Source organism: Roseofilum capinflatum BLCC-M114 (assembly GCF_030068505.1).
GTDB lineage: Bacteria > Cyanobacteriota > Cyanobacteriia > Cyanobacteriales > Desertifilaceae > Roseofilum > Roseofilum capinflatum.
In genome coordinates, this window is sequence record NZ_JAQOSO010000103.1 from 1 (window position 1) to 9,586 (window position 9,586).

The following is a 9,586-nucleotide window of genomic DNA, read 5'->3' on the forward strand; positions in this document are numbered from 1 at the left end:
ATTTGCTATCCGAAATAGTCTGACCCTCATTGCTATTGAATCCTTGTCCTTATAGCTCATCTTCGGCGCGTCTGCGTTCCTGTAAGCGATCGCGCTCCGACTCATCTGGACTCCGCAAATACTCCCCACTCTCTCGGTCAAAAAAACGCAATTTACCATCCGGCAACACCCGCATCTCCAACCCTAAAACTGGAGAAAAAACCGATAACGTACCATCAGCCAACTCATTCAGAGTCAATAATTGATACTCTCCATTCACTAACCTGCGTCCTCTCAACCGAGGCTGCAAATAATCCCCACTGGGGTCATATTGGAAATATTCCGTTACCCCCATCTGAGCATAAGTGACCGGTTTATCTCGCTCATCCTTGTGTCGGGTACTCATGGAAGTCACCTCCAAAACCCAATCGGGATAACGGTTATTCTCCTCCCAGACGCGGTAACTTCTGCGGGGGCGATTTTCAGCTCCAAAAACCACAAATACATCCGGACAAACCACCGCATCCGGTACTCCTTGTTCGTAGGATAGCCAAAGATTACCAGAAACGTAAACATCCGAACGATTTTGGAAGTAACATTTCAGCGATTCTACGCCATAAACAAGGTAATCGCGAGCGGGGTCACTTTCAGCCATGGGCGCTCCATCGGGTTCGGGATAGATAAGGGGACTTTTTAAGGAAGTGGGGTTCATGGTGAGGGATGTAATCCATTAAATTACTACAGGTTTGACGGATCTATACCTTGTTCTAGCAGATATTGACGAAGTTTTTGTACTTCTGCTTCTGCTTGTTCAGCCCGTTGGCGTTCCTGCAAGCGATCGCGCTCCGACTCATCCGGACTGCGTAAATACTCTCCCCGCTCTCGGTCAAAAAACCGCAATTTACCATCCGGCAGTACCCGCATCTCTAATCCCAACACGGGAGAGAAAACAGATAATATTCCATCTTCTAATTCATTGAGAGTCAATAATTGATACTCTCCATTGACTAACCTGCGTCCTCTCAACCGAGGCTGCAAATAATCGCCGCTAGGGTCATATTGGAAATATTCTGTTACGCCCATTTGGGCATAAGTGACCGGTTTATCGCGTTCATCCTTGTGTCGCGTACTCATGGAAGTCACTTCCAACACCCAATCCGGATACCGGTTATTTTCCTCCCAAACGCGGTAACTTCTGCGAGGACGGTTTTCAGCTCCAAAAACCACAAATACATCCGGACAAACCACAGCATCGGGAACCCCTTGTTCGTAGGAGAGCCAGAGATTACCAGAGACGTAAACATCCGAACGCTCTTGAAAGTAGAATTTCAGAGATTCTACGCCATAAACGAGATAATCGCGAGCGGGGTCACTTTCAGCCATGGGCGCTCCATCGGGTTCGGGATAGATAATGGGACTTTTTAGGGAAGTGGGGTTCATGGTTGGCTGGAGATTAAGGGACTATTGGACTATTCATCCTCTGATAATTGGTTCATAAACTCTTCAATGTCTGCTGCTGCCTCGTCTAGGGCGGCTTCATCGATCGCCTCTGGCTCCTGAAACTGATGGGGACTCAAGGGATCGGGTTTTTGGGCAGAAGGCTGGGCAAGTTTACCAGTTTTCAGGGTTTCTCCTAATTGATGCAGGGAGTGCTGAAATTCTTGTTCCGCATGGGTGCGAGGGTCTTGTGGATGTTGATTCATAACAGTAAAAAAATACGCCAGGTTCTGTTGATGCCACCATACTTAACTCTTTTTTCTGTTATAACTCACCGATCGTGTCTGCACCCCGAACCATTGTAAAATCAAGGTCAAACGAGTTAGTGAATTACAGAAGCCGGAGCAAAACATGAGTGAATTTGATTACGATTTGATCATTATTGGTGCTGGAGTCGGGGGACATGGAGCAGCTCTCCATGCGGTCAGTTGTGGGCTGAAAACGGCCATTGTGGAAGCAGCAGAGATGGGAGGAACCTGTGTTAACCGAGGATGTATCCCTTCTAAGGCTCTGTTGGCTGCTTCGGGACGGGTGCGGGAATTGCAAGATGCTGACCACTTGAAGGATTTGGGGATTCAAGTGGGGGGTGTGAATTTTGAGCGGCAGGCGATCGCCGATCATGCTAATAATTTAGTCGATAAAATTCAATCTGACCTGACCAATAGTCTGAAACGGCTGAAAGTGGATATTCTGCGCGGTTGGGGTAAGGTGGCAGCTCCCCAGAAGGTGACGGTGGAAAATGATGGAGACTTAAAGACGTTTACGGCTAAGGATATTATTGTGGCTCCGGGTTCGGTTCCCTTTGTGCCTCCAGGGATTCAAATTGATGGGAAAACCGTGTTTACGAGCGATCATTCGGTGCGTCTGGAGTCTCTCCCCCCCTGGATTGCGGTGATCGGTAGCGGCTATATTGGCCTAGAGTTTACGGATGTGTATACGGCGCTCGGCTGCGAGGTGACGCTGATTGAGGCGTTGGATAAATTAATGCCGACATTCGATCCCGATATGGCTAAACAAGCGCAACGGACTTTGATCGCTCCTCGTGATATTGAAACCCGTGTGGGGATGTTGGCGATGAAAGTTACGCCCGGATCTCCCGTAGTCATTGAATTGGCGGATGCGAAAACGAAGGAGATTAAAGAGGTTTTAGAAGTTGATGCGTGTTTGGTGGCGACGGGACGGATTCCTACAGCGAAGAATATGGGCTTAGAATCTGTGGGAGTAGAGTTAGATCGGCGTGGTTTTATTCCCGTTGACGATACCATGGCGGTATTGTCGGGTGGAGAAAAGGTTCCCCATCTTTGGGCGATCGGAGATGCGACGGGTAAGATGATGTTAGCTCATGCTGCTTCGGCTCAAGGGATTGTGGCGGTGGAAAATATGTGCGATCGCCCCCGTACCATTGATTATCGCTCAATTCCAGCAGCAGCGTTTACTCATCCAGAAATTAGTTATGTGGGGTTGAGCGAACCGCAAGCGAAGGAACTAGGTGAGGCGGAAGGCTTTAAGGTGGCTACAGTACGGTCTTATTTTAAGGGTAATTCTAAGGCGATCGCCGAAGGAGAGACGGAAGGCATGGCCAAAGTGATCTACCGTAAGGATAATGGGGAAGTTCTCGGTGTTCACATTATCGGCCCCCATGCAGCAGATTTAATTCATGAAGCATCGGCGGCGATCGCCAAACGGGAATCTGTCCACACCCTCGCCCATTTGGTGCATACCCATCCGACGCTCTCCGAAGTCCTGGATGAAGCTTACAAACGAGCGATCGGTTAAAACGGTTGTGGGTCTAACTCCTATTGTCATCGATGAAGGGTAATGAGATATTATCCATTAATCCTTAATCTTTCATAGTTACATCGATGCAATCTCCCTGGAAAATTCCCATAGCGATCGCCTCTAGTCTGGCGAGTCTCACCTTATCCCTAGGGGCGATCGGCCCCGCAAAAGCTGCTGATATCATCTGTCGGGGCGTAATGTTTGGAGATACCGACTTTGCCGCCTACCATGGTGAAGTCGGTTTTGGTTATATTACTCTCGCTTTTCGCAGCAATGGTCGAACGGTTGAGATTCCCCTAAACTACATTCGCCAAACCCCCCAAGGAGAAGCCCTATTTCAAGGCAATAATCCCGATCAGCCCTCCGATATTGTGCAAGTTATCGCACCCTCTCCCGTGCGTGCAGGAACTCAAATCCAAGCGATCTACAATGGTAACCGTTTCACGGGAACCTGTAGCAGTAACATTCTCTCCCCACCTCCAGGAAATGGCGATGTCCCTTCTTCAGGTTCCTTCATGGGGCAAGGCAATGCCACTAACCCCGTTTTTAGAAGAAATCAATCGGTAGAAACCTCCCTAAACTTCAATGGTAATACCAATGGATTTAGTGTGAATGTCTATGTGCCCTCTGGTTCGGGCGCTCAAGTTCAATATCTAGGTACAATCACTCGTTTATACAGTAGCGGGCCAAATCCCAATAGTTTTATCCTTGAAGGAACAATTGAAAATTTTGCCTCTTCTCGTAATAATCTCCAAGTCGTCAACACCACGGGATCTTGCGAAATTGAAGTGTTTGATGCTCGGATTACATCAGTCTCCTGTAAAGCCAGAACCAATGGTGGAGTAACCCACTTCCGAGGTAGGGAAGAGTTCTAATCGACACCAGTATTACTCAATCCTATTTTTGCTATTGGGTCAGAAAGTTCCTCTCAACTTGTTGTTAAGACCATAGCCAATGATTCCTTGCATCAGTGAAAGCACTTAACTTAATATCCTTAAAATTACTGAAAAAGAAGAGATCGCTCTTCCCAGAAAATTCAGAGCTGATGGGCTGTAAATTATTAAAGCTTAATCAAGAATTCTGTAGATTTAGCAGCCGTTATGAAACTGATCCGTAAAATTAATGAAATTACAAAGATTCGGCCAAGATTGCAGAGTGACCCTTGTCAGCAAGGAAACAAAAACCTTATGCTAATAAGCGAAATCCTCAGCTCATGCTTTTTCCGGAAGATAAAAATGATTAATTCGATCATCAACCCCGAAAAGGCTGGCATCTACTTGAGTTACTGAAGCAGCCAATCATGAACAACATCTTTAAAACCCGCACCTCCCCTTATTCTACCCATGAAACCTGGGATGGAGAATATAAATCAGAGACTCCTAAGTGGACTGAAAAGCTTATCCTGGAAGACTCTGGTGTTGATAGTGATTGGGAATGGGGAAAAGTCATACCCGTCTGGCACAATCAGAAATTTCAGACTTGTAATATGAATTAGTAGAGTCATCTAATTAATTTTATTGTTGGAGATACACCTCTTTTTAGGTCAGATAGTTTGGAAATGGCCGGCATTAGTCGGCCATTTTGTATGTCATTCAACTCTTAACAGACTTCATAGAACTTGAAGCTCAAAACGGCTCATAGAAAATAAAGAAAGAAACTCCCCGATCCTGCCAAGTTCCTCGATCAATTGGGCGCTCTGTTAAGGCTATTGCCCATTGAAGTCCAGCCGTTAAATGATCTTGTTCCCAGCGTAACCCAATCCCCAGAGAAGATAACTGTTGGCTATCTTTGCCGGAGGAATTCCAACCGATACCATAATCAAAAAAGGGAGTAACTTTGAGTTGGGCTTCCCATGGAGAAATTTCAAAAACCCGAAAGTGCAATTCTAGAGAGGAAAACCAGCCACTATCGGTTAATACTCCATCTTGACGATAGCCCCGCACACTGTCGAATCCCCCTAGACGAAAGGCTTCTAGGGGCAACAAGGGGTTAGTTGCCAGTTGTAAATCACTGCGCCATAACACTAGGTTATCTTCACCCCAGAGCTTAGACCATTGACTTTGTAAGCGCCAGACAAAAAAAGGATTATCGGGAATCGGATCGCGGTTTTGAGTCTCATCCAACCGATCGAATCCAAAACTCAATTGAGAACGTAAAAATAAGACTTCTTTTGGATTGCGTTTAATCCATTCTTGAAAGAGACGTAAAGCCGTGACTTCTGTGTATCCTCGATCGCCGAAAAAGGTCTCACTGTCTTGGCGCTCTAGGGTGACTCCGATCGCCAATTCTTCTCTAGGGGTTTGTACAATCGGTTGCCGGAACCCTATTTCATAATATCGAGAAGCCGTTTCTAAATCGAGGGCATTCCAGGGATCTTCAAGGATCTCGCTGCTTGTCCTACCATAGGCTAATTCCAGGGTTCCATTACGGGGATTAACCGGAAAGGAATAGCTCACATCAACACTGTGACTGCCGTCACTCTGGTAATAATCAAAACTGAAGCGATCGCCCCATCCCAACAAATTTCCCTCTGTAAATCCCAGACCTCTACGGAAACTGCCCACACTCGGCGATCGGCTATTATCCGCAATTATACGACCCTGCAAGGAATCAGCCTCCGTAATCTTAACCTGCAACCGACTTAACCCCGGTTGGGCACTACTAGACAACTCACTCGATAGGCTATCAATTAAAGGATTCACTTGTAGCAGTTGTAAGCCCTCTAATAAACGATTCACATTAAACGGCTTTTGGGCAGCGATCGCCAGGCGATCTCGAATATAGGCCGTGCGTAACAATCGATTTCCCATCACCTCAATCGATTCAATTCCCCCTTCCACCACTTCAACGATCGCCACCTCCCCCAACAGCTCTTGGGGAGGAATAAACGCCCCAGAATTGATATAACCGCGATCCTGATAAGCTTGGGTAATCTCTGAGCTAACTTGAAAGAGTTCCCCTAGGGAAAGAGGGCGGTTCGTAAACGGAGCCGTAATTGCAGCTAATTCTTCGGCACTGAACACCGTCGATCCGATCACCTCGAACCGCTTAACCGTAATTTGGGTCGGCAGATCCCCCGACTCTGGAGAGGGAAGCGGAACCCGTTGCGGTGCAGGAGGACGTTCTATCGGTGCATCAGATTCTAGGGCGATCGCACCAGAAATGGGTGAGATCCTCGCCCCATCATTTATACCTATAAATAAGAACCCTCCAGATACCAAGCCCAATATCCATGAAGTAAGATCAAACCATTGTCGCCAAACCATACAAGAATTAAAAGGCAAGAGGGGAACAGGTGGAAAGATAGGGAAGAATGAGGAGAATTATCTGTCAACTATCGACGATCAACCGTCAACTGTCAACGATCGAGTTCATTCCTTATGGTAAATTGCTACAAGTATGGGAGACTTTGGTAAAACGATCTCATGAATACTCAAGACCCCGATCCAGACACCTTTGTAGTACAAATGGCATCGCTGCTCGATTTACCGCCAGAATGGGCCAATCAGCCAGGCGTGATCGACAATATGACCCAGTTGATGGCGATCGCCCAATCCCTTGACCAATTTCCGTTACCTGAAGATCTTGAAGTTGCCCCCATTTTTAAACCATGACCTTGGATCTTGATTATCTGGATGCCGTTGCGATCGCTCGTGGGGTACGCAACCAACAATATCGTGCCCAAGACATTATGGAGGCCACTCTAAACCGTATCGATCTCCATAATCGGGCCCTGAATTGTTTTACCACCCTCTTGGCAGAAGAAGCCTTAGAAACAGCCAAAGCATTAGATCGGGGCATTGAGCGGGGAGAGCGGCCAGGGACTTTGGCCGGGGTTCCCTTTGCGGTGAAAAATTTGTTTGATATTGCTGGCGTGACCACGGTAGCCGGTTCTAAGATCCACCGCTCCCACGCACAGGCCAAGCAAGATGCCACGGCGATCGCCCGTTTAAAGAGAGCAGGGGCAATTTTGGTGGGGGCCCTGAATATGGATGAATATGCCTATGGGTTTGTCACTGAAAATGCCCATTATGGCCCCACCCATAACCCCCATGACCTCACCCGAATTGCCGGAGGCTCCTCCGGAGGGTCAGCCGCCGCAGTAGCTGGGGGGTTAGTGCCATTTAGTTTAGGCTCAGATACCAATGGCTCCATCCGAGTTCCAGCCGCCTTATGTGGTGTGTATGGCTTAAAACCAACCTATGGTCGTCTCTCCCGTGCCGGAGTAATGTTGTTTTCCAGCAGTCTGGATCATATTGGCCCTTTTTGTCGCTCCGTGCGGGATTTGGCCACCCTGTTTGATATTTTGCAAGGAGAAGACCCCCTCGATCCCGTCTGTTGTACCGTGCCACCCGAACCCTGTTTACCCCAACTGCACCAACAGACCCAATCCTTACGAATTGCGATCGCCGATGATTATTTTACTCAAGGGGGAGACCCAGAGGTGTTCGAGGCCGTAGAAAAGGTGGCTGAAGCCCTAGGCGTAACCCAAAGAATCAGCTTACCCGAAGCCAGGCGAGCCAGGGAAGCTGCCTATCTGATTACAGCCAGTGAAGGAGCAAATCTGCATTTATCGGATTTGAAACGCTCCCCCCAAGACTTCGATCCAGCCACCCGCGATCGCTTTTTCGCTGGAGCCATGATTCCAGCACAATGGTACTTAAATGCCCAACGGTTTCGCCGTTGGTATCGCGATCGCATTCGGGAAGTATTTCGGCAAGTTGACGTAATTCTTGCCCCAACAACTCCCTGTGTGGCGACCCCCATTGGTCAAACCACCCTGAATATCCAAGGAGAAGAAGTCTTACTTCGCCCCAACTTGGGTCGCTATACTCAGCCCCTCTCCTTCATTGGATTACCCGTCGTCTCCGTGCCTGTCCATCGTCCCCATAAACTGCCTATAGGGGTGCAGATTATGGCTGCTCCCTATAATGAAGCCCTAATTTTGCGGGTCGCAGCCTTTTTAGAAGCTCAAGGTGCGATCGGTATCTCGGTTGCCTCTAGCCCAGGGAACACCTAGGAAAACCACTGATTCTGGAACCAATCTATGTATATACAGATCGAGCCAATCGACAGGATTTTAGATCGAGCCTTATCCGGTCAAGACCTCTCCACCGATGAAGCCGTACTCTTGTTGCAACAAACCGATCCAGGAGCGATTGAAGCCATTCGGGAAACCAGCGATCGCCTGCGAAAACAACAAGTCGGAGACCGGGTAACCTATGTAATTAATCGCAACATTAACTTTACCAATATCTGCGAACAACATTGCAGTTTTTGCGCCTTTCGTCGAGATGCCAATACTCCCCAATCCTACTGGTTAGACACAGAAACCATGCTCAAAAAAACAGATGAAGCTCTTCAGCGAGGAGCCACCGAGATCTGTATGCAAGGGGGATTAAATCCAGAAGCCAAAATAGACGGAAAAACCTTAAAATACTATATAAAACTGGTACAAGATATCAAAAAAACTTATCCCCAGATCCATCTCCATGCCTTCTCGCCCCAAGAAATCCAATTTATTGCCAGACAAGATCGCATCAGTTATGAAACCGTTATCTCTAGCTTACAAGAAGCCGGTGTCGGATCGATGCCAGGAACCGCCGCCGAAGTTCTCGACGATCGCATCAGAGCCATCATTTGTCCCGAAAAAATTAACACCCAAACCTGGTTAGACATTATCAGCACCGCCCACCGTTTAGGAATGCCCACCACCAGCACCCTCTTATCGGGACATATTGAAACCCCTCAACACCAAATCACCCACTTAAACCACCTACGAACCCTACAGCAAACCGCCTTAGAATCCTATCCATCAGCCATTACCGAATTTATCTTACTTCCCTTTGTGGGCCAGGATGCCCCCCCCGTTATACGTCATCGGGTTGGACGAGATCAACCCATATTATATGATGCCTTATTACTCACTGCGATCGCCCGCATTTTTCTGGGCAATTGGATTATTAACCATCAACCCAGTTGGGTCAAATTAGGATTAGCCGGCGCAACCCAAGCCCTCAATTGGGGATGTAATGACATCGGTGGAACCCTCATGGAAGAACACATTAGCACCATGGCCGGGGCCCAGGGCGGCACTTGTATGGAAGTGAACACCCTGCAAGAAGCCATTCGCTCCGTAGGGCGCGTTCCCCAACAACGGGATACCCTATATAGCAAACCTAAATGAGTTGTGTAATGGCTTCCCCTCATCCCCCTACCCCCTTCTCCCACGGGCGCTGCCCTGCTTGCCCTGAGCGAAGTCGAAGGGAGCGTAGCCGAAGGGAGCGAAGTCGAAGGGAGAAGGGGGAAAAGTCCCTCTCCCGTGGGAGAG

10 protein-coding genes are annotated in these 9,586 nt (G+C 48.1%); 6 read left to right on the forward strand and 4 right to left on the reverse strand.

Annotated features, from left to right (window positions below):
- Nucleotides 1–49: 49 nt before the first annotated feature.
- From PMG25_RS20140 to PMG25_RS20150, 3 genes are read right to left on the reverse strand one after another with little or no spacing between them, the layout of a single operon-like run.
- Nucleotides 50–691, reverse strand: coding sequence for a Uma2 family endonuclease (locus PMG25_RS20140; RefSeq protein ID WP_283768687.1), 642 nt, complete (start codon nucleotides 689–691; stop codon nucleotides 50–52).
- Between the two features lie 26 nt (nucleotides 692–717).
- The gene (locus PMG25_RS20145) at nucleotides 718–1,419 is read right to left on the reverse strand and encodes a Uma2 family endonuclease (protein ID WP_283768688.1); all 702 of its coding nucleotides are present in this window, start codon (nucleotides 1,417–1,419) and stop codon (nucleotides 718–720) included.
- A gap of 29 nt (nucleotides 1,420–1,448) precedes the next feature.
- The gene (locus PMG25_RS20150) at nucleotides 1,449–1,682 is read right to left on the reverse strand and encodes a hypothetical protein (protein ID WP_283768689.1); all 234 of its coding nucleotides are present in this window, start codon (nucleotides 1,680–1,682) and stop codon (nucleotides 1,449–1,451) included.
- 145 nt (nucleotides 1,683–1,827) lie between these two features.
- On the opposite strand from PMG25_RS20150, the gene lpdA reads away from it, so the two are divergent.
- The 3 genes from lpdA (at nucleotide 1,828) to PMG25_RS20165 (ending at nucleotide 4,750) form a co-directional block, all read left to right on the forward strand.
- Complete coding sequence (gene lpdA, locus PMG25_RS20155) at nucleotides 1,828–3,252, forward strand: dihydrolipoyl dehydrogenase (RefSeq protein ID WP_283768690.1); 1,425 nt, start codon at nucleotides 1,828–1,830, stop codon at nucleotides 3,250–3,252.
- An 86-nt stretch (nucleotides 3,253–3,338) separates the two neighbouring features.
- On the forward strand, nucleotides 3,339–4,130 hold the full coding sequence (locus PMG25_RS20160) for a hypothetical protein (RefSeq protein ID WP_283768691.1): 792 nt from the start codon (nucleotides 3,339–3,341) through the stop codon (nucleotides 4,128–4,130).
- A 425-nt stretch (nucleotides 4,131–4,555) separates the two neighbouring features.
- On the forward strand, nucleotides 4,556–4,750 hold the full coding sequence (locus PMG25_RS20165) for a hypothetical protein (protein ID WP_283768692.1): 195 nt from the start codon (nucleotides 4,556–4,558) through the stop codon (nucleotides 4,748–4,750).
- A gap of 130 nt (nucleotides 4,751–4,880) precedes the next feature.
- On the opposite strand, the gene PMG25_RS20170 is transcribed toward PMG25_RS20165, so the two are convergent.
- Nucleotides 4,881–6,476, reverse strand: a complete 1,596-nt coding sequence (locus PMG25_RS20170; RefSeq protein ID WP_283768693.1) for a ShlB/FhaC/HecB family hemolysin secretion/activation protein — start codon at nucleotides 6,474–6,476, stop codon at nucleotides 4,881–4,883.
- Between the two features lie 204 nt (nucleotides 6,477–6,680).
- Between PMG25_RS20170 and PMG25_RS20175 the strand changes: the two genes are divergently transcribed.
- Genes PMG25_RS20175 through cofH form a run of 3 tightly spaced genes read left to right on the forward strand, consistent with a single transcriptional unit; the run spans nucleotide 6,681 to nucleotide 9,442 of the window.
- Entirely contained in the window at nucleotides 6,681–6,869 is a 189-nt protein-coding gene (locus tag PMG25_RS20175) for a DUF4089 domain-containing protein (protein ID WP_283768694.1), read from the forward strand.
- Nucleotides 6,866–8,275, forward strand: a complete 1,410-nt coding sequence (locus PMG25_RS20180; protein ID WP_283768695.1) for an AtzE family amidohydrolase — start codon at nucleotides 6,866–6,868, stop codon at nucleotides 8,273–8,275. The genes PMG25_RS20175 and PMG25_RS20180 overlap by 4 nt, the downstream gene beginning before the upstream one ends.
- 27 nt (nucleotides 8,276–8,302) lie before the next feature.
- A complete protein-coding gene (gene cofH, locus PMG25_RS20185; protein WP_283768696.1) occupies nucleotides 8,303–9,442 on the forward strand; it encodes a 7,8-didemethyl-8-hydroxy-5-deazariboflavin synthase subunit CofH in 1,140 nt (379 codons plus the stop codon).
- Nucleotides 9,443–9,586: the final 144 nt, after the last annotated feature.

What these genes read in the sequence shown, in the direction of transcription:
- cofH (WP_283768696.1), top strand. Translation starts at nt 8,303, where the DNA reads ATGTATATACAGATCGAGCCAATCGACAGGATTTTAGATCGAGCCTTA.
- PMG25_RS20165 (WP_283768692.1), top strand. Translation starts at nt 4,556, where the DNA reads ATGAACAACATCTTTAAAACCCGCACCTCCCCTTATTCTACCCATGAA.
- PMG25_RS20180 (WP_283768695.1), top strand. Translation starts at nt 6,866, where the DNA reads ATGACCTTGGATCTTGATTATCTGGATGCCGTTGCGATCGCTCGTGGG.
- lpdA (WP_283768690.1), top strand. Translation starts at nt 1,828, where the DNA reads ATGAGTGAATTTGATTACGATTTGATCATTATTGGTGCTGGAGTCGGG.
- PMG25_RS20145 (WP_283768688.1), bottom strand. Translation starts at nt 1,419, where the DNA reads ATGAACCCCACTTCCCTAAAAAGTCCCATTATCTATCCCGAACCCGAT.
- PMG25_RS20150 (WP_283768689.1), bottom strand. Translation starts at nt 1,682, where the DNA reads ATGAATCAACATCCACAAGACCCTCGCACCCATGCGGAACAAGAATTT.
- PMG25_RS20175 (WP_283768694.1), top strand. Translation starts at nt 6,681, where the DNA reads ATGAATACTCAAGACCCCGATCCAGACACCTTTGTAGTACAAATGGCA.
- PMG25_RS20140 (WP_283768687.1), bottom strand. Translation starts at nt 691, where the DNA reads ATGAACCCCACTTCCTTAAAAAGTCCCCTTATCTATCCCGAACCCGAT.
- PMG25_RS20160 (WP_283768691.1), top strand. Translation starts at nt 3,339, where the DNA reads ATGCAATCTCCCTGGAAAATTCCCATAGCGATCGCCTCTAGTCTGGCG.